The 21,128-nt window shown below is 57.2% G+C and carries 19 protein-coding genes; 12 read left to right on the forward strand and 7 right to left on the reverse strand.

Features of this window, described 5'->3' with window-relative positions:
- The first annotated feature begins 14 nt into the window (after positions 1-14).
- From ABJN86_RS13880 to ABJN86_RS13900, 5 genes are all read left to right on the forward strand, one after another.
- On the forward strand, positions 15-575 hold the full coding sequence (locus tag ABJN86_RS13880) for a tetratricopeptide repeat protein (protein WP_348363467.1): 561 nt from the start codon (positions 15-17) through the stop codon (positions 573-575).
- 36 nt (positions 576-611) lie between these two features.
- Complete coding sequence (locus ABJN86_RS13885; RefSeq protein ID WP_348363466.1) at positions 612-3,386, forward strand: helicase-related protein; 2,775 nt, start codon at positions 612-614, stop codon at positions 3,384-3,386.
- Positions 3,383-3,760 carry an RNA-binding S4 domain-containing protein gene (locus ABJN86_RS13890; protein WP_348363781.1) on the forward strand — a complete coding sequence of 126 codons (378 nt, stop codon included), beginning with the start codon at positions 3,383-3,385 and terminating at the stop codon, positions 3,758-3,760. Before ABJN86_RS13885 ends, ABJN86_RS13890 begins: the two co-directional genes overlap by 4 nt.
- Positions 3,761-3,810: 50 nt before the next feature.
- The gene (gene fdxA / locus ABJN86_RS13895) at positions 3,811-4,149 is read left to right on the forward strand and encodes a ferredoxin FdxA (protein ID WP_348363464.1); all 339 of its coding nucleotides are present in this window, start codon (positions 3,811-3,813) and stop codon (positions 4,147-4,149) included.
- Positions 4,150-4,376: 227 nt separating this feature from the next.
- On the forward strand, positions 4,377-4,889 hold the full coding sequence (locus ABJN86_RS13900; RefSeq protein ID WP_348363462.1) for a CarD family transcriptional regulator: 513 nt from the start codon (positions 4,377-4,379) through the stop codon (positions 4,887-4,889).
- 67 nt (positions 4,890-4,956) lie between these two features.
- On the opposite strand, the gene ABJN86_RS13905 is transcribed toward ABJN86_RS13900, so the two are convergent.
- Positions 4,957-5,727, reverse strand: a complete 771-nt coding sequence (locus tag ABJN86_RS13905; protein WP_348363461.1) for an adenosylcobinamide-GDP ribazoletransferase — start codon at positions 5,725-5,727, stop codon at positions 4,957-4,959.
- 80 nt (positions 5,728-5,807) lie between these two features.
- Here ABJN86_RS13905 and cobT point away from each other — a divergent pair, with 80 nt between their 5' ends.
- Entirely contained in the window at positions 5,808-6,815 is a 1,008-nt protein-coding gene (gene cobT, locus ABJN86_RS13910; RefSeq protein WP_348363459.1) for a nicotinate-nucleotide--dimethylbenzimidazole phosphoribosyltransferase, read from the forward strand.
- On the opposite strand, the gene ABJN86_RS13915 is transcribed toward cobT, so the two are convergent.
- Positions 6,812-8,689: a cation:proton antiporter gene (locus ABJN86_RS13915; protein ID WP_348363457.1), complete on the reverse strand. Its 1,878-nt coding sequence runs from the start codon at positions 8,687-8,689 to the stop codon at positions 6,812-6,814. The genes cobT and ABJN86_RS13915 overlap by 4 nt on opposite strands.
- Positions 8,690-8,812: 123 nt before the next feature.
- On the opposite strand from ABJN86_RS13915, the gene ABJN86_RS13920 reads away from it, so the two are divergent.
- Positions 8,813-9,205 carry a DUF1801 domain-containing protein gene (locus ABJN86_RS13920; protein ID WP_348363456.1) on the forward strand — a complete coding sequence of 131 codons (393 nt, stop codon included), beginning with the start codon at positions 8,813-8,815 and terminating at the stop codon, positions 9,203-9,205.
- Here the strand turns inward: ABJN86_RS13920 and kynU are convergent.
- Together kynU and ABJN86_RS13930 are read right to left on the reverse strand one after the other, a co-directional pair.
- Complete coding sequence (gene kynU, locus ABJN86_RS13925; RefSeq protein WP_348363454.1) at positions 9,202-10,395, reverse strand: kynureninase; 1,194 nt, start codon at positions 10,393-10,395, stop codon at positions 9,202-9,204. The genes ABJN86_RS13920 and kynU overlap by 4 nt on opposite strands.
- Positions 10,396-10,404: 9 nt before the next feature.
- Positions 10,405-11,157, reverse strand: a complete 753-nt coding sequence (locus ABJN86_RS13930) for an SDR family oxidoreductase (protein WP_348363453.1) — start codon at positions 11,155-11,157, stop codon at positions 10,405-10,407.
- A gap of 193 nt (positions 11,158-11,350) precedes the next feature.
- Here ABJN86_RS13930 and ABJN86_RS13935 point away from each other — a divergent pair, with 193 nt between their 5' ends.
- The 5 genes from ABJN86_RS13935 (at position 11,351) to ABJN86_RS13955 (ending at position 17,270) form a co-directional block, all read left to right on the forward strand.
- Entirely contained in the window at positions 11,351-12,925 is a 1,575-nt protein-coding gene (locus ABJN86_RS13935) for a Re/Si-specific NAD(P)(+) transhydrogenase subunit alpha (RefSeq protein ID WP_348363451.1), read from the forward strand.
- A 15-nt stretch (positions 12,926-12,940) separates the two neighbouring features.
- A complete protein-coding gene (locus ABJN86_RS13940) occupies positions 12,941-14,374 on the forward strand; it encodes an NAD(P)(+) transhydrogenase (Re/Si-specific) subunit beta (RefSeq protein WP_348363449.1) in 1,434 nt (477 codons plus the stop codon).
- Positions 14,375-14,518: 144 nt separating this feature from the next.
- Complete coding sequence (gene yghU, locus ABJN86_RS13945) at positions 14,519-15,376, forward strand: glutathione-dependent disulfide-bond oxidoreductase (RefSeq protein ID WP_348363447.1); 858 nt, start codon at positions 14,519-14,521, stop codon at positions 15,374-15,376.
- 224 nt (positions 15,377-15,600) lie between these two features.
- Positions 15,601-16,881, forward strand: coding sequence for a DUF3422 domain-containing protein (locus ABJN86_RS13950; protein ID WP_348363445.1), 1,281 nt, complete (start codon positions 15,601-15,603; stop codon positions 16,879-16,881).
- A gap of 104 nt (positions 16,882-16,985) precedes the next feature.
- Positions 16,986-17,270 carry a hypothetical protein gene (locus ABJN86_RS13955; protein ID WP_348363444.1) on the forward strand — a complete coding sequence of 95 codons (285 nt, stop codon included), beginning with the start codon at positions 16,986-16,988 and terminating at the stop codon, positions 17,268-17,270.
- Between the two features lie 81 nt (positions 17,271-17,351).
- On the opposite strand, the gene ABJN86_RS13960 is transcribed toward ABJN86_RS13955, so the two are convergent.
- The 3 genes from ABJN86_RS13960 to ABJN86_RS13970 form a co-directional block, all read right to left on the reverse strand.
- The gene (locus ABJN86_RS13960) at positions 17,352-18,257 is read right to left on the reverse strand and encodes an ABC transporter permease (protein WP_348363442.1); all 906 of its coding nucleotides are present in this window, start codon (positions 18,255-18,257) and stop codon (positions 17,352-17,354) included.
- On the reverse strand, positions 18,250-19,275 hold the full coding sequence (locus tag ABJN86_RS13965; protein WP_348363440.1) for an ABC transporter permease: 1,026 nt from the start codon (positions 19,273-19,275) through the stop codon (positions 18,250-18,252). Before ABJN86_RS13965 ends, ABJN86_RS13960 begins: the two co-directional genes overlap by 8 nt.
- Before the next feature lie 79 nt (positions 19,276-19,354).
- Positions 19,355-21,067 carry a peptide ABC transporter substrate-binding protein gene (locus ABJN86_RS13970; RefSeq protein ID WP_348363438.1) on the reverse strand — a complete coding sequence of 571 codons (1,713 nt, stop codon included), beginning with the start codon at positions 21,065-21,067 and terminating at the stop codon, positions 19,355-19,357.
- Positions 21,068-21,128: the final 61 nt, after the last annotated feature.

Below are 21,128 nucleotides of genomic sequence, written 5' to 3' on the forward strand. Positions count from 1 at the left end.
GACTTGCAGGCATTATGATGGTTTCCCGCACAGTCCTCAATATTTTCGTTACGGCATTCGTATCGATTATGGCTCTTAGTGGTCCGAGTTATGCCGATGAGGCGAAACTGGATGAACTCTACACTCAACTGGCTGAGCCGGAACTACAAGACGTGGAAGCGATTGAACGCAAAATTTGGGCGGAATGGTCCAAATCAGGGTCAGCCTCGATGGATTTGCTATTGATGCGCGGGCGTCGGGCGATGGAGGCGGGCGATTTTTCAAAGGCAATCGAGCACCTGACCGCTTTGATTGACCATGCGCCAGAATTCGCCGAAGGTTGGAACGCGCGGGCGACTGCTTTTTTCAACGCAGAGCAATACGGCCTCTCCATTGCAGATATTCAGCGCACGTTGGCTCTTAACCCCAACCATTTTGGCGCAATGCAAGGGCTCGGGCGCATTATGGAAGAGCTTGGAAATGACGCTGACGCCTTAACCGCCTATAAGGCCGCAGCCGCTATACATCCCCACCGCGAAGGCCTAAAAGAAACTATTGAGCGGCTGGAGAAGAAAGTTTCCGGCCAAGACATTTAGCGATACGTTTCGACGTCTGAATACTAAGGGCAAGATATGAGCCAACAGGCACGCGTGACCGCGGTTCTTGGCCCCACGAATACCGGCAAAACCCACTACGCAATTGAACGCATGCTGGCGCATCGTACAGGCATCATTGGCCTGCCGCTGCGGCTGTTGGCGCGTGAGGTCTACGACAAAATCGTTGCCCTTCGCGGCCCTTCTGTTGTGGCGCTGATCACGGGCGAAGAACGTATCGTGCCTGACCGCGCCGCATATTGGGTCTGCACGGTGGAGGCCATGCCCGACGGCATGGGCGCGGATTTTCTAGCGATCGACGAGATACAGCTGTGCGCCGATCCTGAGCGCGGCCATGTGTTTACCGACAGATTGCTGCGCGCGCGCGGGTTACTTGAGACGCTGTTCATGGGCTCCGACACCATGAAAAGCGCGATTGCCGCGCTGGAGCCAAAGGCGCAATTCGTGCGGCGCGATCGGTTCTCGGAGCTGACATATACGGGCTCCAAAAAGATCAGCAGGCTAAAGCCGCGCAGCGCGATTGTCGGATTTTCGGTTGAAAACGTCTATGCCATCGCCGAGTTGATCCGTCGCCAAAAGGGCGGATGCGCGGTTGTGATGGGGGCACTGTCGCCGCGCACGCGCAACGCGCAAGTTGAGATGTATCAAAACGGGGACGTCGACTATCTGGTAGCCACGGACGCCATCGGTATGGGGCTGAATTTGGACGTGAGCCATGTGGCTTTCTCCGCGTTGTCGAAATTTGACGGGCGGCGCATGCGCAGACTTATGCCCAACGAGTTGGCACAAATAGCCGGGCGGGCAGGGCGCTACATGCAACCTGGAACCTTTGGGGTGACGGGCGAGGCGCAGGACCTAGAGCCAGAGATTGTGGACGCGATCACTTCGGCGCAATTTACCCCGATTAAGAAGCTGCAATGGCGCAATGACCGGCTTGAGTTCGGCTCCATCGGGCGCTTGCTGCAAAGCCTGGAGAAGCACACGGATGATGACTGGCTGAGCCGCGCACGGGACGCGGATGACGTGCTGGCCCTCAAATCCTTGCGCGAGGTGACGGAGGTGGACGCGCGGGTATCCACACCGCAGGATGTGAAACTGCTGTGGGACGTGTGCCGCATTCCCGACTTCAGGGGAATCAGTCAGGGCGAACACTCCGCCTTGTTGGAGGCGATTTTTGGCTACTTGCACGACAAGGGCCAAGTGCCGCGCGATTATTTGGGACGCCAGATTGCCCGTATCGACCGGACCGATGGTGGCATAGATGCGCTGTCCAAGCGATTGGCGTTTATCCGCACATGGACCTATGTTGCGCAACGCAAAGGGTGGGTCCAAGACGAAACCCATTGGCGCGGGGAAACCCGTGCTGTAGAAGACCGATTGTCGGATGCCCTGCACGGGGCGCTGACGCAAAGATTTGTCGACCGGCGCACCTCAGTGTTGCTGCGGCGGTTGAAGCAGAAGGAGAGCCTCGTGGCTGACGTGAACGACAAGGGTGAAGTGACGGTAGAAGATCAGATGATCGGCCGTCTTGATGGGTTTCGGTTCCGGCAGGATCAAACCTCTAGCCCGGACGAGGCCAAAATGCTGCGCCAAGCCGCGCTGGCGGCCTTAACGCCGCATTTCAACCTGCGCGCGGACAAGTTTTACAACGCGCCCGATACCGAGATGGACTTCACCGAGCAAGGTGGCCTGATGTGGGGCGACATGGCCGTGGGCAAGCTGGTGAAAGGCGCCTCCGCGCTGAAGCCAGAAGTCGAGGCTTTCGTTGATGACGAAGCAGGTGCGGATGTGGCCGAGAAGGTCAAACGCCGCCTGCAACACTTCATTGACCGCAAGATTACGGCCGCGTTTGAGCCAATGATGGCGCTGTCCAACGACGAGACGCTGACCGGTTTGGCCAAGGGCTTTGCCTTTCAGGTGTCGGAAGCCTTGGGCGTTTTGACCCGCGACGCGGTTGCTGCAGACGTGAAGGCGCTGGACCAAGATGCGCGCGGCGCATTGCGCAAGCACGGCATTCGCTTTGGTCAGTTTACCATCTTCATGCCTTTGCTGCTGAAACCCGCGCCTACGCGTTTGCGCTTGGTTTTGTGGTCGTTGCAAAAAGACTTGGCGGAATTCCCCGAATCCCCGCCCCCCGGTCTGGTAACTGTGCCGTCCGTCGCTGATGCGCCTGAGGGCTACTACACCCAAGCTGGCTACCGCCTTGCGGGCGAGCGGGCGATCCGGATTGATATGTTGGAACGCTTGGCCGACCAACTGCGTGCCGAAGACAGCCGTGGTGGCTTTGAGGCCAAAGCCGACATGCTGTCGATTACCGGCATGACGCTGGAGCAATTCGCGAACCTGATGGCCGGACTTGGTTACAAGGCCGCGAAGGACGAGCGTGACAAGGTCAAAGCGGCTCCTGCCGAGGCCCCGAAAGCCGAAGAAAGCGCGGAAGCGGCCCCAGCAGAGGCAGCTCCTACGCAAGAGGGTGCCGCAAAGGCTGAAACGCCCGAGGCTCCGGCTGAGAAGACAGATGCTGAGGCCGCAGCTTCCGCTCCAGTCCCTGAGAAGGAGGTGTTCTATACCTTCACATGGGGTGGCTTTGGTACGCGCAAGCCGCGCGAAGGTGGCCGCCCGCAAGGCGACAACCGTGGCAAAGGCAAGCAGGGTGGCAAACCTAAAGGCAAGGGTGGCCCGCGCCGCGACAACAAGGCGCAAAACTATCAGGCTCGCCCGCCTAAGAAGGAAAAAGCCATCGATCCTGACAACCCGTTTGCAGCAGCCCTGATGGGGCTGAAAAAAGACTGACCGGGGCTCCCTCCAAAATCCGCCTAGACAAATGGCTCTGGCATGCGCGTTTCTTCAAGACGCGCACGCTGGCGGCCAAACTGGTCAGTGGGGGGCATGTGCGGGTGAACTCGAATAAAGTCGACAAAGCTGCCACCAAAGTCGGAGCTGGGGACACACTGACTTTCCCGCAGGGCAATCAGATCAGGGTGGTGGAGATCGCCGCATGCGGCGATCGGCGTGGGCCGGCACCAGAGGCCCAAACGCTCTTCATCGATAAAACCCCTGTACAGTTAGTCAAGCCGAAGACCCCCGGTGCAGACCGCGTTGGGGGGCGGCCAACTAAGAAAGATCGCCGCAGTCTGGATCTTTCACGTGATCGTGGTCTTGAATGATCCTGTGATGAGCATTAGGACAAGCGCGTAAGAAAAATCGGACACCGCTCATGACCTATATAGTCAACGACGCCTGCATCGCCTGCAAATACACTGATTGTGTAGAAGTTTGCCCAGTAGATTGTTTCTACGAGGGAGAGAACATGTTGGTCATCCACCCAGATGAATGCATCGACTGCGGCGTGTGCGAACCAGAGTGCCCGGCCGACGCTATTCGCCCTGACACTGAGCCAGACATGGAAAAATGGGTCGAGTTTAACCGCAAGTACTCGGAGCTGTGGCCGGTTATCATCACCAAAAAAGACCAACTTCCCGAAGCAGAAGAACGCGACGGCGAAGATGGCAAGCTTGAGAAGTACTTCTCCGAGAAGCCCGGCGAGGGCGGCTAAGACGCCAGTTTTGCGCGAAGTCAAAGGCCTACGGGAGACATAAAACCAGCATGGCTTTTGATTGAACCGATTCTGTGGTATGGTGCCTTCAAAGGAACAAGGGCACCTATACGACGTTTCACTCGGGTGCTGAAAATCAGACAAGACTTAGGATTGACCGGAGGCATTTCTCCGGCCCGTCTTTTTCGCTGTTTAAGAAGGGCGTTTCCGAGTGGGAACGAATATGAATGAGCAAGAAAAAACAAGACTTTAGCCCCAACGAGTTCGTTGTCTACCCAGCACATGGCGTAGGCAAAGTGGTCAACATCGAGACGCAAGAAGTTGCGGGCATCGAGCTGGAATTGTTCGTAGTGGCCTTCGAGAAAGACAAGATGACCCTGCGCGTGCCAACGCATAAGGCGATCGAAGTGGGCATGCGTCCGCTGTCCTCGCCTGACCTTGTGGGCCAAGCGTTCAAAACCCTTAAAGGCAAAGCCCGCGTGAAGCGCGCAATGTGGTCGCGCCGTGCGCAAGAGTATGAACAAAAGATCAACTCGGGCGATTTGATCGCCATTGCTGAAGTGGTCCGCGACCTGCACCGCCATGGCGACCAACGCGAGCAAAGCTACTCTGAGCGTCAGCTTTATGAAGCGGCCCTTGAGCGTCTGACCCGCGAAATTGCGGTTGTTCAAGGCAAGGATGAGCCATCTTCGATGAAAGAAATCGACGACGTATTGATCAGCCGCACCGTCGCTGCTTAAGCCGGTCTAAATGACATCTACAAAGCCGCGCGCCTGATAAGGGCGGGCGGCTTTTTCTATTGGGGCACTAGAGCACCAGCGCAGCAATCGCGCCGAGGATTGCGATTTCAGTGACCAGTTGTGTTGCGCCGAGGATATCCCCCGTTTGGCCACCTATTTTCGCGCGTGCGATTGCGATGCACATGAATGCACTTATGGCTGCGATGAAGGCGAGCAGAAGTCCCGAGATACCGAATGCCAAAAGGATGACGATGAGGCAGGGGGCCGCACCGACAATCGGGGCCTTCCCGCACGGGCGCCCCGTTAAATTCGACAAGCCCGTATCGCGCGCATTCGGAAGTGCGCCCATGACATATGACATCACTTGGCGGGATGTCATGGCAGCGACGATGATTGGTCCCCAAATCCAGCCGGCTGTCAGCAGGGCGGTCAGTGCGCTCCACCGCATGGCAAAACCAGCGATCAGGGCAATGACACCATACGCGCCTATATGGCTGTCTTTCATGATCTCCAAACGACGCTCTACCGTGGTGCCACCCCATAGACCGTCAGCGGTATCTGCCAAACCGTCTTCATGCATGGCTCCGGTCAACAGGCTCAAGCACAACAAAACCGCTGCGGCGACCATTCCTGATGGCAAACCAAGGGCGATAAGAATGCAGGCAATGGCGCAGGCGATCCCTCCAACAATTAGACCCGTTACCGGATAGGCCCATGCGGCCATTGCGGCGGGGCGGGCCTCGTTCCAAGTGCGATCTGGCAGGGGCAATCGGGTCAAAAGGCCCAGTGCCACCCAAATATCTTCGCATTTTATGAGGGCCATGTCGGATTTGTTCATAAGGTGACGCCGCCATCTACTTGTATCTGTGTGCCTCAGGGGTAAACAGATGCAGCAGCATTTACAATCGCGAGCAGAACATGGCCCCGTTTACAACATTGATCGAATTCTCCAACGCCCTTGCGGCGGCCCCTGACGCAGATGCGCAAGCGGTGGCTGGGGCGCAGGCGCGCAATGGTCAACTGACCAAGCCACCAGGTGCCCTAGGTCGTCTTGAGGACTTGGCAATTTGGTACGCAGGGTGGCGCGGCACGGATCGCCCAACGCTGGACGCCCCGCAGATTGTGATCTTCGCGGGCAACCACGGGGTTTGCGCGCAAGGGGTCTCGGCCTTCCCGCCGGAAGTGACCGTGCAGATGGTCGCGAATTTTGAGCATGGTGGGGCTGCGATTAACCAATTGGCGAAGACCTTTGGTGCGACGATGAACGTCCACGCCCTTGATCTGGACACGCCGACCGCAGATTTCACCCAAAGCCCTGCGATGAGCGAAGCAGAATGCGTGGCAGCCTTGCAAACGGGTTGGGACGCGGTTGACCCCTCCGCGGATCTATTGGTCACAGGCGAGATGGGGATCGGCAACACAACACCCGCTGCTGCATTGGGTGCGGCCTTGTTTGGCGGCACTGGAACCGACTGGGTTGGGCGCGGCACTGGGGTGGATGACGCGGGCTTGGCCAATAAGGCGCGCGTTGTCGACGAGGGCTTGGCGCTGCATACGTCGCGTGACCCGCTGGAGGTACTTCGCTGTTTGGGCGGGCGCGAGTTGGCGGCCATGGTTGGCGCGATTGCAGCCGCCCGTGCGCACCGCATTCCGGTGATCTTGGACGGCTTTATCTGCACCGCTGCGGCGTCTGTGCTTCAGAAAGCGCGTACAGGGGCTTTGGACCACTGTGTTGCAGGGCATTTATCCGCCGAGGGTGCGCACCGCAAAATGTTGGACGGCTTGGGCAAAGAGCCACTGTTGTCCTTGGGACTGCGTTTGGGCGAGGGCTCTGGCGGGGCGGCGGCGATTGGTGTGCTGAAGGCTGCAGTTGCGTGTCATAGCGGCATGGCAACCTTCGCTGAGGCAGGTGTGTCAGACGGTTAAGTGTCGTCGCCTTGTGGCTCCTTGGGCTTTGTTAGCTTTGCGAGGAGCTCAATTTCTAGGTCGCGGTTAAGTTCTTTTGCGCGCTCCAGATAGGCTTCATTTTTTCTAACGGGGATGTTGGGGTCCCAAAGGATGGAGAGTTCAGACATGGCGGCACGGTCCATTCGGAAGAAGGCTACTTCTTGCTCATGGGCGTCATGTTCGGTCAGTCCCAATTCCTCTAGGGCGTAGCGTCCGGCGCGTAGGGAGCTGTCGAACACTTCGCGCACGATCTTATCGGCACCTGCTTTGTACAGTTCAAATACATGCGCACGGTCACGGGCGCGGGCGATGATCTTTAGATCTGGGCGCTCTTTGCGGGCGAATTTGACGATACTATTGGCGGCGCTCCTGTCATCGACTGCGACAACCAGCAACTTGGCCTCGGCCAGCCCCGCTGCATGTAGCATTTCGGGGCGGGTAGGGTCGCCAAAGTACCCTTTGAAGCCAAAGCGGCGCATCAGTTGGATCAAGGGTAAGTCATGGTCCAAAACCGTAGTTTGAAAACCGGAACTTTTCAGCAATCGGGTCACGCCTTGCCCAAAGCGACCAATGCCCGCAATGATGACGGGTTGCTGCTCGTCAATGTGGTCGTGCGGTGCGGCCTCGCGATGATCCGAGAACCTGTGCTGCAGCTTGTCGTAAACGATGAACAACAAGGGCGTGAGAAGCATCGACAAGGCGACGACTAGGAGCAACGTCTCTGCCATCTCGGTTGGGATGACGTTTTGCTGCACCGTGAAGCTGGTCAGCACGAAGCCGAACTCCCCCGCCTGTGCCAAGCCCAAAGTGAACAGCATTCTGTCGCGGCCCTTTATCTTAAACAGAAGTGTCAGAACGAAAAGGACGCCCGCTTTGATCGCCATCACGCCGATTGTAAGCCCAAGGATCACCAGCGGCGCCCCCATCAGCGTTGTGAAGTTGATCCCCGCACCCACTGTGATGAAGAACAAGCCCAGCAACAGGCCCTTGAAGGGTTCAATATCCGCAGCTAATTCGTGCCGGAATTCGCTGTTGGCCAAGACGACCCCCGCAAGGAATGCGCCTAAAGCAGGGGACAAGCCCACGAGGACCATGAGGGCGGCGACCCCCACCACGAACAACAGTGATACGGCCGTGTACATCTCGCGCAGGCGGGCGCGGTGGATGTAGCGGAAGATGGGGCGGGTTAGGAAGTGCCCTCCGATGACGATAAGGGCGATGGCGGCCAAGGTCACCAAAGTGACGCCCCAGCCCGGCAAGCCGTCCAACATGTTTATCACATTGCTTGCAGCGTCATGACCATCACTGCCGTGAGCAGCAGTTGTGATATTGCTCAAACCGGGCCAAGCAAGCAGTGGCACCAGCGCCAACATCGGGATCACTGCGATGTCTTGGGTTAACAACACCGAGAAGGCTGAGCGCCCGCCGTTGGTTCCCATTAGAGATTTTTCATTCAGTGTTTGCAATACGATAGCCGTCGAAGATAATGCAAATATCAACCCGATCGCCGTCGCGGCGTGCCATGGAACCCCCAAGGCCATCGCTGCCGCTAGGATCAAGCCGGTGGTCAGGCCGACTTGTAGCCCTCCAAGGCCAATTAGCCTGTGGCGCATGTCCCAAAGGGCACGAGGCTCCAGCTCCAACCCGATGAGAAACAGCATCATCACGACGCCAAATTCCGCGAAATGCTGCAGGCTTTGCGCGTCCGATCCAACCAAGCTGTCGAGCGGGGCAATCATGATGCCTGCAGTCAAATACCCCAAAACCGACCCCAACCCTAGGCGCACCGCCAAGGGGACTGCGACACAGGCCGCTAGCAGGTATAATGTCGATGCGAAAAGGAAGGTGTTCATTGGGTGCTCGTTTATTGCCTGTGTCCCAAACTATGCCATTTTGGCAGGTCGGGTCGTGTTGAGTATAGCAAGATTTGTGAGCGGCATCAGAGGTAGTGTAGGATTAATCTCAAAGGAGGGCTCATGAGTTTAGCTGAATTACCACCCGTTGACGTTTTGCGCGCATTTGAAGGGTTCCCCCCTGAGACGACGAAGCGCCTTCTGGCGATACGTCAGGTTATTTACCAAACCGCCGAGACTATAGCGGAAGTTGGACCTCTGACCGAAACCTTGAAATGGAGAGAGCCTGCCTATCTGACGAACGCACCTAAAACGGGGACGACCATTCGTCTTGCTCAACTGTCGGGACAGGCGGCGATGATGGTCCCATGTAGCACCACGATCATCGAGGATGCCCGCGCTAGGTTCGGCGATTTGCCGGCGTTGCAAAGCAAGCGTGGCGTGTTGTTGGACGCGGAGGCGCAGGTTATCGACTACGTGATCAACGCGGCCTTAACCTATCACTTGCGCCGTTAGGTGACGCGGGCGCGGGTTTTATAGGCGTCGCGATCCCATAGACGGCCGTCCATGATGGTTTGCAGGGTTTCTGCAGCCTTCAGGATGTCCTCTTCTCCCACATATAACGGTGTTATGCCAAAGCGTAGAATGTTCGGTGCGCGGAAGTCTCCGACTACCCTATGGGCGATCAAGGCCTGCATGATGGCGTAGCCTTCCTCATGGGCGAAGGAGACCTGACTGCCACGCTCGGTTGAGTTGCGCGGGGAGGCAAGGGTTAGGTCGGGGCAGCGTGCCTCGACCTCGGTGATCATCAGTTCTGATAGCTCGATGCAACGGGTGCGGACGTCTTGCATATCGACCATGTCCCAAACGTCCAAAGCGGCCTCAAGGGCGGCAATCTGGATCACGGGCGGTGTACCCACTCGCATCCGCTCGATCCCTGATCCGGGTTTGTAGTTCAGATCGAAGGCGAAAGGGGACGCATGGCCAAGCCAGCCGGACAGGGCGGGGTTTACCACTTCCGCATGGCGCGGGGCCACATAGATGAAGGCAGGGCCGCCGGGGCCGGAATTGAGGTATTTGTAGCTGCATCCGACGGCAAAATCGGCTTGAGCAGCAGCAACAACGACGGGAACCGCCCCTGCGGAATGGGCCAAGTCCCAAACGGTGATCGCACCAGCGTTATGGGCCAGTTTAGTCAGTTGCTCCATGTCGTGCATACGGCCAGTGCGGTAGTCTACCTGCGTTAGCATCATGACGGCGATGTCGTCGCCCAAGTTGCTGGCAACATCTTTCGGAGCGACGACACGTAACTCTAGGTCGCGGTCCAGCATGCGGATCAGCCCCTCGGCCATGTACAGATCGGAGGGGAAGTTGCCGCTGTCTGACAAGATGACATTGCGCGAGGGGTTTAACTCCAGTGCTGCGGCCAGCGCTTGGTAGACCTTGATCGACAGGGTGTCGCCCATCACCACATGGCCCGCCTCTGCGCCGATGAGTTTGCCCACACGGTCGCCCACACGCGACGGCTGGTCCATCCATCCTGCCTTGTTCCATCCGGTGATCAGCATCTCACCCCATTGGTCCCGCATCATGGCGTCCACACGGTTTTGCGCGGCATAGGGAAGGGGCCCAAGGGAGTTGCCGTCCAGATATGTCATGTTCTCGGGCAGGTGGAACATGGCGCGGGTTTTCTTAAAAATATCCATGTTGGCCCCTTAAACCTGCCCGCCCGATATTTCGACGGTTTGCCCGTTGATTGAGCCCGAGCCAGCGCCGCAGAGCCACAAAGCGGCTTCGCCTACTTCGCTGGCATCGATCAGGCGTTTGTGGCGGTTCGAGCGGACCATGGTGTTCAGCGCGTCTTCTTCCGATAGGCCTGCACGTTTGGATATCTCGACGGTGCTGCGGGTGACGATTTCGGTGTCCACATAGCCAGGGCACAGCGCGTTGAAGGTGTAGGGGCCGCCCATGTAGTCCTCGCTTAGCCCTCGGATTAGGCCGATAAGCCCGTGTTTGGAAGCGGTGTAGGCGGGTGCGCCACGCAACCCGCGTACCCCCGCGATGGAGGACACTGCAATCACGCGACCCCAGTCGGTTGTCAGCATAGAAGGCAGGCAGGCTTGAATGGTCAGCATCGCGCCGTCGAGGTTGGTGGCCATGGTGCGACGCCAGAAATTTAGATCCATTTTTGACAGGCTCCGCCCCTCAGCTATGCCCGCGTTCGGCACACAAATTTGGATCGGGCCGCGAGCGGTGATGGCGGCCTCGACGCCGGACGACACTTGGTCTGGGTCCGTCACATCCATGAGGAGAGGGTGCATAGAGGGGCTTGCGACGTTTTGCAGCACGTCCATCCGGCGGCCCGATATCGTGACCTGTGCGCCAGCGTCCGCCAGTGCCTTTGCAATGGCGAGGCCAATGCCCGTGCCACCACCTGTTACCAATGCATGTTTGCCCGCAAGTTCCATTTGGCTTCCTTTTCCACTGGCTTCACCCTAACGCGGATGAGGCGCACGTCCAGTGCGACAGAATATTGCGTGATACTATTCAATCAATACAGTATACTTTCGTATACCACTCATCGGCTTGTGAATCGTCAAAGGCGACGATATTGACGATCTATCTGCGAATGAAATTCACTTAGACGATGGGGGACCCTCAATGAAAATCGGGGCACCGAAAGAAACTTACGAAGGCGAAGCACGCGTTGCCATGACGCCGGAATCTGCGTTGCAAATCCAGAAACTTGGCCACACATGTGTGATCGAAGCGGGCGCAGGCGCGTTGGCTGGCTTTTCGGACAAAGTATATAAAGATGCAGGCGTTGAGGTCGTAAAGACCGCCGCCGCATTGTGGAAAGCCGCAGACGTTGTCGTCAAAGTGCGCCAACCCAGCACTGCAGAAAGCAAGAAGCTGCGCGACGGGCAAACCCTGATCTCCTTCTTCAACCCAGCCGCCAATGAGGCAGGCATGGAAGCCGCTAAGAAAGCGGGCGCACGCGTGATCGCGATGGAAATGGTTCCACGGATTTCTCGCGCTCAGAAGATGGACGCTTTGTCGTCTATGGCTAACATCGCGGGTTACCGCGCAGTTATCGAAGCCGGTAACAACTTTGGTCGCTTCTTCACCGGCCAGGTGACGGCTGCGGGTAAAGTTCCTCCAGCCAAGGTTTTGGTTGTGGGCGCTGGTGTGGCTGGCTTGGCCGCCATTGGCACCGCGACATCGCTTGGCGCGATCACATATGCATTCGACGTGCGCCCAGAAGTGGCAGAGCAAGTTGAATCGATGGGCGCAGAATTCGTCTTCCTCGATTTTGAGGAAGAGCAAGCGGACGGCTCCGCATCAGGCGGCTACGCCTCCGTGTCCTCGCCAGAGTTCCGCGAGGCGCAACTGGCAAAGTTCCGCGAGTTGGCCCCAGAGGTCGACATCGTGATTACCACCGCGTTGATCCCGAACCGCGAAGCGCCAGAGCTGTGGACCGAAGATATGGTCGCCGCGATGAAGCCCGGCTCGGTCATCGTTGACCTTGCGGCTGAGAAGGGCGGCAACTGTAAGCTGACCGTCATGGATGAAAAAATCGTCACCGACAACGGCGTGACCATTATCGGCTACACCGACTTCCCATCCCGTATGGGCGCACAGGCCTCGACGCTTTATTCAAACAATATCAGACACATGTTGTTCGATCTTACACCAGAAAAAGACGGTGTGATCGACCACAACATGGAAGACGACGTGATCCGCGGCGCGACCGTGACCTTCGACAAGGAGATCACATTCCCGCCACCACCACCAAAGGTAGCCGCGATTGCTGCAGCCCCTAAGAAGGCGGCAGTGCCAGAGCTGACGGCGGAAGAAAAAGCGGCCAAAGAGGTTGCGGACTTCCAAAAAGAGACCAAGACGCAAGTCACTTTGATTGCGGTTGGCGCGGCGCTGTTGCTGGCTGTGGGCCTTGTGGCACCGGCAAGCTTCATGCAGCACTTCATCGTGTTTGTGCTGTCGGTGTTCATCGGCTTCCAAGTGATCTGGGGCGTGGCGCATTCGCTGCACACACCCTTGATGGCCGTGACCAACGCCATCTCGTCGATCATCATTTTGGGCGCATTGATGCAGATCGGATCAGGGTCCTTCCTTGTGATCTTGCTGGCAGCGCTGGCGGTCTTCATGACCGGCATTAACATCTTCGGCGGCTTCCTTGTGACACGGCGTATGCTCGCCATGTTCCAGAAATCGTAAGTAGGGGTAGAGATCATGGAATTCGGATTTACCACCGCGGCTTACGTTGTTGCCGCTGTATTATTCATCTTGTCGCTTGGCGGCTTGTCTGGCCAAGAAAGCGCTAAACGCGCCGTTTGGTATGGCATTGTGGGCATGGCTTTGGCCGTGGCTGCAACGCTTGTGGGCCCCGGTGCTGGCTACTGGTTCTTGTCGCTTCTGCTGATCGCAGGCGGCGGGGCAATTGGGTATCAATTGGCAACCAAGGTTAAAATGACCGAGATGCCAGAGCTGGTTGCAGCCATGCACTCGCTCGTTGGTTTGGCGGCGGTCTTCGTTGGCCTAATCGCGCATATCGAGCTGGGCCGTGTTATGGCCATGGGCGAGGCCGAGCGCCACGCGCTGGAAGGCTTCGCTGCATTGCTGGCGCATAAATCGGGCGTTGAGATTTCGATCCTGCGGGTTGAGCTTTTCTTAGGCATTTTCATCGGTGCGGTTACCTTCACAGGTTCTGTCGTGGCTTACGGCAAATTGGCGGGCAAAGTAGACAGCGCAGCCAAGAAGCTTCCAGGCGGTCACATGTTGAACGCGGGTGCTGCTGCGGTCTCGTTGTTGGCCTTGATCTGGTACTTCAACACAGGCGGGTTCTTCCCGCTGTTCTTGATGACTTTGGCGGCGCTGTTCATCGGCTACCACCTGATCACGGGCATCGGCGGCGCGGATATGCCAGTGGTTGTGTCCATGTTGAACAGCTACTCTGGCTGGGCTGCGGCGGCGATTGGCTTCAGCCTCGGCAACGATCTGTTGATCGTGGTTGGCGCGCTGGTTGGCTCTTCTGGCGCGATCCTCAGCTACATCATGTGTAAGGCGATGAACCGCTCTTTCATCTCGGTTATCTTGGGCGGCTTCGGCGGCACAACTGGCCCACAGATGGCGGTTGAGGGCGAGCAAGTCGCCATCGATGCAGACGGCGTGGCCACGGCTCTCAATGAGGCCGACAGCGTTGTGATCATCCCGGGCTACGGCATGGCAGTGGCACAAGCGCAGTCCTCCGTGGCTGAGCTGGTGCGCAAGCTTCGCGCCCAAGGCAAGAACGTGCGCTTCGCGATCCACCCCGTTGCGGGTCGTTTGCCGGGCCACATGAACGTGCTGCTGGCGGAGGCCAAAGTGCCGTATGACATCGTGATGGAGATGGACGAGATCAACGACGACTTCCCAGAGACGGATGTGGCTATTGTGATCGGCTCCAACGACATCGTTAATCCAGCGGCACAGGACGATCCTAACTCGCCTATCGCTGGCATGCCGGTGTTGGAATGTTGGAAAGCCAAGCAGGTGTTCGTGTCCAAGCGTGGCCAAGGCACAGGCTACTCGGGCATCGAGAACCCGCTGTTCTTCAAGGACAACACACGGATGTTCTACGGTGATGCGAAGGCGTCCTTGGACAGCTTGCTGCCTAAGATTGACTAAGCTGAACATATGTTTGACGTTGCAAGCCCCGCCAGAAATGGCGGGGCTTGTTTTATTTTATGGCTGCGCACAAACTCTGTGCGCATTTTGGAATTGCACAAACGCGCTGCACGGGGTTCTCTGTGCGCAAAGGAGAACAATCACATGACTGAAGAATACGTCCCCGCGAAAGTATGGAAGTGGGAGCAGCCATCCGGCGGCACCTTTGCATCGATCAACCGCCCTATTTCTGGTCCAACCCATGATAAGGACCTGCCCGTCGGCAAGCATCCGTTCCAGCTTTATAGCTTGGCGACACCGAACGGCCAAAAGGTCACCATCATGCTTGAAGAGCTGTTGGCGCTTGGGCATTCTGGCGCGGAGTATGACGCATGGCTGATCAAAATCGGCGAGGGGGACCAGTTCTCCAGCGGGTTCGTGGATGTGAACCCGAACTCCAAGATCCCAGCGATGTTCGACACCAAGTCGTTGACGCGGGTGTTTGAGAGCGGCTCGATACTGTTCTACCTGGCCGAAAAATTCGGGGCGTTCCTACCTGCCGACCCTGAAAAGCGCTCTGAGACCATGAACTGGCTGTTCTGGCTGCAAGGCTCCGCACCGTATCTTGGTGGCGGCTTTGGCCACTTTTACCACTACGCCCCAACCAAGCAGGAATACCCGATCGAGCGTTTCGCGATGGAAGTGAAGCGTCAATTGGATGTGTTGGACAAGCACCTTGAGGACAACGAGTACCTTGCAGGTGACACCTACACGATCGCTGATATCGCAACTTGGCCATGGTATGGCCGCATGGTCACCGGTGGTGGCTATGAAGCGGGCGAGTTCCTAAGCGTGCACGAATACGAGCATGTCTTGCGTTGGGAAAAGCAGATCGCGGCACGTCCGGCGGTCCAGCGCGGTGTGATGGTCAACCGGACTTCTGGTCCGCTGGAAGGGCAGTTGCACGAGCGTCATGACGCTTCGGACTTCGAGACGAAGACACAAGACAAGCTGCAAGATTAATCCTTTAGCGATTGAGCTTTTGCCGCCCTGTTTTTCAGCAGGGCGGCATTTTTGCTTTGGGGCTATGTTTTGTTGTAAATCAACGCCTTGTCTTAAAAGGGGGGGCTTATCAAGCTAATTGCATACCATGGCATACTTCTAACTATTTGATTTTTAATATAAAATTCTTTTCTTGCAAACATTCTTGGCGTATCTCCATGAGATCAAGACCAACGGTTGAACACATGACACCTATTCAAGACCACCCGCTACGCTACGCATTGGCCAACGAGCTACACGCCCGCCCGTTTCCGTCATTGGATGCGCCTTGTGGGGCTATCTATTTGGCGATCAAACGCCCCGAACAAGCGGCGGAGCGAGACCGCGGTGCGGACCACACTCATCTGACCCAACTGTTAGACCGCTACGGTGCGCAACACCCACAGCCTGATGCGACCCATTGGTTTGGTGAACTGGGTAAATACAAGCTCAAGTGGGAGCAACACACCGAGTTCGTAACCTATACGCTGTTCATGCCAAACTTGGAGGATCGCCCGTTTGATCCTAAGGCTTTTGATGCGTTCCCTGCCGACTGGCTCACAGACGCGCCGGGGGTACGGATCACTTCCGCGCTGATCCGTGTGGAAGAAGAGCCGGGGACGAAGGTTGTCTCGAAACTTGTCGATGATTGGTTCGTGCCAGAGAGCCTAGCCGTTAGCACTGTGCTAGATGGGGCTGCAACTATTGCGGGGGATTTTCGGATCGATGCCGCGGGGCATATGCGATTGGCTGTGTTTACGGCGAAAGGGACGGGGAGGCGCCGGATCGGACGGATCGTACAGCGGTTGTGCGAGATCGAGACCTACAAAAGCATGTCGATGTTGGGCTTGGCGCGGGTGCGTGAAATTGACCCTCGAATGGGGGAGCTGGATGCGACCTTGTCAGGGCTTATGATGGCGATGACCAAAGGGGCGACCGACTCGGAGGAGACGCTGAACGAGTTGTTGGCGACCTCGGCGGAGTTGGAAAGCCTGTTGGCGCAATCGTCGTTTCGCTTTGGCGCGACAGGCGCTTACGAGGCGATTGTGAACCAACGCATTGAGGTTCTGCGCGAGGAACGCTTAGAGGGGCGCCAGACCTTCACCGAATTCATGATGCGGCGCTTTGATCCCGCTATGCGCACCGTCAAAGCGTCGGAGCGGCGTTTGCAAACCATGGCGGAACGGGCCATTCGCGCGGGCGATCTGTTGCGGACCCGCGTGGATGTGGAGCGCTCCGCGCAGAACCAAAAGCTACTTGAAAGCATGGACCAACGTGCCGACCTGCAACTGCGCTTGCAAAAAACGGTTGAAGGTTTGTCGGTGGTGGCGATCAGCTATTACGCGGTCAATCTGGTGCTCTATGTGACACAACCTGCGGCCTATGCATTTGGGTTGTCAAAACTGGGTTTGGCGGCAATTACCACTCCGATCGTTATTTTGACCGTATGGTGGATGGTCCACAGAATTCGAGAGAAGATGGGGTAGGCGCTACGTCAATTTACACAATATGTTGACAGTTTCGCCTAAAAAGTGATCATTTCGCACACCGGTTGGCGTAGATCAACGGGACAACAGAGCGAGGGACACTCATGGAAACACTTATTTCACAACTTGTCGGTGGTGCCGTAGGCGGCATGGCAGGCGGTAAAGTTAACGCTGGTGGCAGCATGGGCGGTATTGGCAACTTGGTTGCTGGCGCGGTCGGCGGCGTAGGTGGCGGATCACTCATCGGCGGCCTGATGGGCGCTGCGGGCGGTGATGCTGCGGGCGGCATGGACATCGGCGCTATTGCCGGAAACCTCATCGGCGGCGGCGTAGGCGGCATGGTCGTACAAATGGTTGTCGGCATGGTGATGAAGAAGATGAAGGGCTAAGCCTTTCCATCATGTTCGGAATTTAAAAGGCCCGGAGCGTTGAGCATCCGGGCCTTTTGATTGTCAGCTTTGCGCGGGAGTTTAGCGCCCGCGAATTTTCGGATCCAACGCATCGCGCAAGCCGTCGCCCATGTAGTTCACCGACAACACGGTCAGAGAGATCGCCAAGCCGGGCCACATTACCCGCTCGGGGTACTGTTGCAGGTAGTCGACGCTATCGAACAGCAGGCGACCCCAAGTTGGGAAATCCGGTGGGAAGCCTAGACCAAGAAAGCTCAGCGCGCTTTCTGTAATGATCGCGTTTGCGATGCCCAAGGTTGCGGACACCATGATCGGGGACAGCACGTTGGGCAGGATGTGGCGGGTGATCATACGCCGGTTCGGGGTGCCGATGGAGCGAGCTGCGAGCACGAACTCTCGCTCCTTGATTGCCAACACGTCGCCACGCACGATCCGCGCGGTTTGCATCCATGATGTCGCCCCGATGGCTGCCACCATCAATACGAAGATACCACCCTCGGGCCCGAAGGCAGCGTTCAGCTTGTCGCGAAACAGCATGATGATGACCAACAGGAGCGGCAACAAGGGTAGGGCCAGAAACAAGTCAGTCGTCCGCATCAGTAGGCCGTCAATCTTCTTGTAGTAGCCCGCGAGGACCCCGACCAATGTGCCCAAGCCCAAAGCCAGCGCCATCGCGGTCAGGCCCACAGCCAAGGACACACGCCCCCCTGCCATCATTCGCGCAAAAGTGTCACGGCCAAGCTGGTCGGTACCCATGGGATGCGCAAGGCTGGGGCCTTGGTTGCGGGAACGGATGTCGATGAACGTTGGGTCGATCCCCCAAATCCATGGGCCAAATAGCACCCCAAGGATGATCATGAAGAAGAAGATGGCCCCCAAAAGCGCACCTTTGTGGCTTTTGAATTGATCCCATACATCCCACCACTGGCTGCGGGGTGGGGCGTCAAGTTGTGTTGTATCAGTCATAGCGGATCCTCGGGTCCAAAATGCCGTAAAGGACATCGGCAATCAGGTTGAAGAGCACGATCAGGATCGCGAAGATGAATGTCAGTGTTTGCACCGTTGGCACGTCGCCCCCTTGGATGGCGATGATCAGCAGTTGGCCCAAGCCGTTCACCTTGAACACTTGCTCGGTAATGATCGCGCCCCCAAAGATGGACGGGATGCCAAGGGCGATCACGGTGACCACAGGGATCATGGAGTTGCGCAGCACGTGGACCAGCACGACGCTTTGCTCCTTTAGGCCCTTGGCGCGCGCGGTGCGCACATAGTCCTGGTTGAGGTTGTCGAGCATGGAGGCCCGCGTGAACCGCGAGATCTGCGCGGTGATCTGCAAGGCCAAAACCATCACGGGCATGATCATCTGTCGGAACTGGTACTTGAAGCTTTCCCAATCCACCACCTCATGGGTGGTGTCATAAATCGAGGGCAGCCAGAACAAGCTGTCGGTTGGGATCATGACCGAGAACAGCACGATCACCAAGACGCCCGAGAAAAATGGCGGCACGGAGAAGCCGATCATCGAGACCAATGTGCCGATCTGGTCGAACACAGAATACTGTTTGTAGGCCGATATAATCCCGATGGGCAGCGCGATCAGAATTCCGACCAGATAGGCCGTGCCCACCACCATTAAGGTTTGCGGCATGCGCTGCATGATCAGGTCCATAACGGGGGAGCGGGTCTGGTAGGAAATCAGGCGGGTTTCACCAGCGGTGCCCATGTCCCAGCCGAAAGCCTGTTCCAGATAGATGCGTGGCTCCAGCCAGAAGAATTGCTTGAGCCATAATCCGTATTGTACCATCAGCGGTTTGTTGACGCCAAGCGCCTCGCGGATCTGCTCACGGACCTCGGAAGGGATCGTCAGGGGCAAGTTCCCTGTCGGGTCAGACGGGCTGAGCTTTACGATCATGAAGATCACAAAAGATATGAACAGAAGCGTCGGGACCGTAAGGATCAACCGGCGGATCGTGAAGGTGAACATAAGTCGGCGCCTCGGTTCAGGTCTTAGGGAAGGGTGGGAGATGTGAGGCGGGGCAGGCCCGCCTCACAAGGTTTAGAGATTACTTAACGCGGTACCAGTCGGCCGTGTTCCAGATCTCGCTATCCCAGACGTTCAGGATCACGCCACCAAGAGAATTGGCATGTGCGGACAAACGACCACGGTGCACCAGCGGGATCATACCGCCGTTTTGCACGATAATGTCGTTCAACTTTTTGCCAATCTCAGCGCGGGCCTCGATGCCAGCAGTCTCAGCCAACTGTGCGTGCAGGGCATCGTACTCTTCATTACAGAAGCGCGAGATGTTTTCGCCCTGCCATTGTGTGGATGGCGATGGTGCTTTGTCGCAAAGACCGTTCGCAAGGTAGGATTGTGGGTCCGTGCCGTTAAAGGTGTTGGCGTACATTTCCACGTCCGCGTAGAACTTCTGGAACGTATCAGGAGAGGCCGCATCACCACCGAAGAACACGGATGCGTCGATGTTGCGAAGTTCCGCGCCGATGCCGATTTCTGACCACCACTGTTTGATCAGGGCTTGGAAGTCCTGACGTACCGCGTTGGTGGATGTTTGATATAGCACGCTCAGCTCAACGCCGTCTTTGTCGCGTGTGCCGTTGCCGTTGCTATCAGTCCAGCCAGCGTCTTCCAGCATTTTCTTCGCACCTTCGATATCTTGCTGGTCGCAAGTCATGGAGGTGGAGTTGAACGCGTCAGGGGCAGGAACCCAGTTACAAGTAACTTTACCGGCTTTGCCGTAGCCCACTTCCACCAACAACGGGCGGTCGATAGCCATGGACATGGCTTGGTAGACAGCCGGATCACCCAAGAACGGGTGTGGGCGGATCACGGAGCGATCTTCGTCGCTCAGGTCAGCGGATGGATTGGTTTGGTTCAGCATGATGCGCTCAACCAGCGGGCCAAATCCTGCAACCGGCGTGCCTTTGCCGCCTTTTTCCATATTTGCAATGACGTCTGGTGACAGCTGAAGGTTCCAAGCGTAGTCAAATTCGCCGGTTTCCATAACCGCACGACCCGCAGCCGTCGCGTCGCCGCCACCTTTGAAGGTCACCGATGCGAAGGCAGGCTTGCCCTCTTCACGGTAGTTGTCGTTGGCTTCCATGGTGATCACGTCGTTGGGCTTGAACTCAACAACTTTGAACGGGCCGGTACCGATTGGGTTGAAGTTCTCTGTCGAGCAGCTGGAGGCTGCAGCGCCTGTGCAGTTTGCAAATTGTGCGGCTTGGATGATCGGGCTCTCCCCGCCGACGAAGGGGCCGTAAGGGAATGGGGTAGGTTTGTCGAAGGTGACCTTCACGGTCAGATCATCAATGGCTTCGACCGAAGTTACGCCCTCAAATTTGGTCACCTGCGCACAACCACCATCAGGGTTCATGCAGTAGTCGGCGGTGAATTTCACGTCAGCCGATGTGAAGGCTGTGCCGTCGGACCAAGTGATGCCCGGGGTGATCTTCCACGTGATGGAGGTCAGGTCTTCGGAGACGCCGCCATTCGCAGTTGTTGGGATTTCTGTGGCGAGCCATGGCACCAGTGCGCCTGTCTCGTTGTAGCGAGCCAGTGGTTCGATGATCATTGACGCGGCTTCGATATCTTTGGTCCCGCCAGATAGGAACGGGTTCAAGATAGATGGCGCTTGCCAATAAATGATAGACACGTTGCCGTCACGACCACGCTCTCCGGCATGGCCATCAGCCATCGCCATTGGCGCAAAGGCCAGCGAGGCAGCAGCCCCCAGAAGGGTTGTTTTTAATGTCATTGTGTCACTCCTTGTTGAATAGGGGGCGACCAAATGGCGTCGTACGGTATTGGATCAAATT

The organism is Litoreibacter sp., from assembly GCF_039974535.1.
Lineage (GTDB): Bacteria > Pseudomonadota > Alphaproteobacteria > Rhodobacterales > Rhodobacteraceae > Litoreibacter.

Coding starts and splice junctions, on each gene's coding strand:
- ABJN86_RS13960 (WP_348363442.1), bottom strand. CDS start 18,257: ATGACTGATACAACACAACTTGACGCCCCACCCCGCAGCCAGTGGTGG.
- ABJN86_RS13920 (WP_348363456.1), top strand. CDS start 8,813: ATGAGTTTAGCTGAATTACCACCCGTTGACGTTTTGCGCGCATTTGAA.
- ABJN86_RS13950 (WP_348363445.1), top strand. CDS start 15,601: ATGACACCTATTCAAGACCACCCGCTACGCTACGCATTGGCCAACGAG.
- ABJN86_RS13885 (WP_348363466.1), top strand. CDS start 612: ATGAGCCAACAGGCACGCGTGACCGCGGTTCTTGGCCCCACGAATACC.
- ABJN86_RS13905 (WP_348363461.1), bottom strand. CDS start 5,727: ATGAACAAATCCGACATGGCCCTCATAAAATGCGAAGATATTTGGGTG.
- yghU (WP_348363447.1), top strand. CDS start 14,519: ATGACTGAAGAATACGTCCCCGCGAAAGTATGGAAGTGGGAGCAGCCA.
- kynU (WP_348363454.1), bottom strand. CDS start 10,395: ATGGATATTTTTAAGAAAACCCGCGCCATGTTCCACCTGCCCGAGAAC.
- ABJN86_RS13880 (WP_348363467.1), top strand. CDS start 15: ATGATGGTTTCCCGCACAGTCCTCAATATTTTCGTTACGGCATTCGTA.
- ABJN86_RS13900 (WP_348363462.1), top strand. CDS start 4,377: ATGAGCAAGAAAAAACAAGACTTTAGCCCCAACGAGTTCGTTGTCTAC.
- ABJN86_RS13915 (WP_348363457.1), bottom strand. CDS start 8,689: ATGAACACCTTCCTTTTCGCATCGACATTATACCTGCTAGCGGCCTGT.
- ABJN86_RS13970 (WP_348363438.1), bottom strand. CDS start 21,067: ATGACATTAAAAACAACCCTTCTGGGGGCTGCTGCCTCGCTGGCCTTT.
- fdxA (WP_348363464.1), top strand. CDS start 3,811: ATGACCTATATAGTCAACGACGCCTGCATCGCCTGCAAATACACTGAT.
- ABJN86_RS13935 (WP_348363451.1), top strand. CDS start 11,351: ATGAAAATCGGGGCACCGAAAGAAACTTACGAAGGCGAAGCACGCGTT.
- cobT (WP_348363459.1), top strand. CDS start 5,808: ATGGCCCCGTTTACAACATTGATCGAATTCTCCAACGCCCTTGCGGCG.
- ABJN86_RS13955 (WP_348363444.1), top strand. CDS start 16,986: ATGGAAACACTTATTTCACAACTTGTCGGTGGTGCCGTAGGCGGCATG.
- ABJN86_RS13940 (WP_348363449.1), top strand. CDS start 12,941: ATGGAATTCGGATTTACCACCGCGGCTTACGTTGTTGCCGCTGTATTA.
- ABJN86_RS13965 (WP_348363440.1), bottom strand. CDS start 19,275: ATGTTCACCTTCACGATCCGCCGGTTGATCCTTACGGTCCCGACGCTT.
- ABJN86_RS13930 (WP_348363453.1), bottom strand. CDS start 11,157: ATGGAACTTGCGGGCAAACATGCATTGGTAACAGGTGGTGGCACGGGC.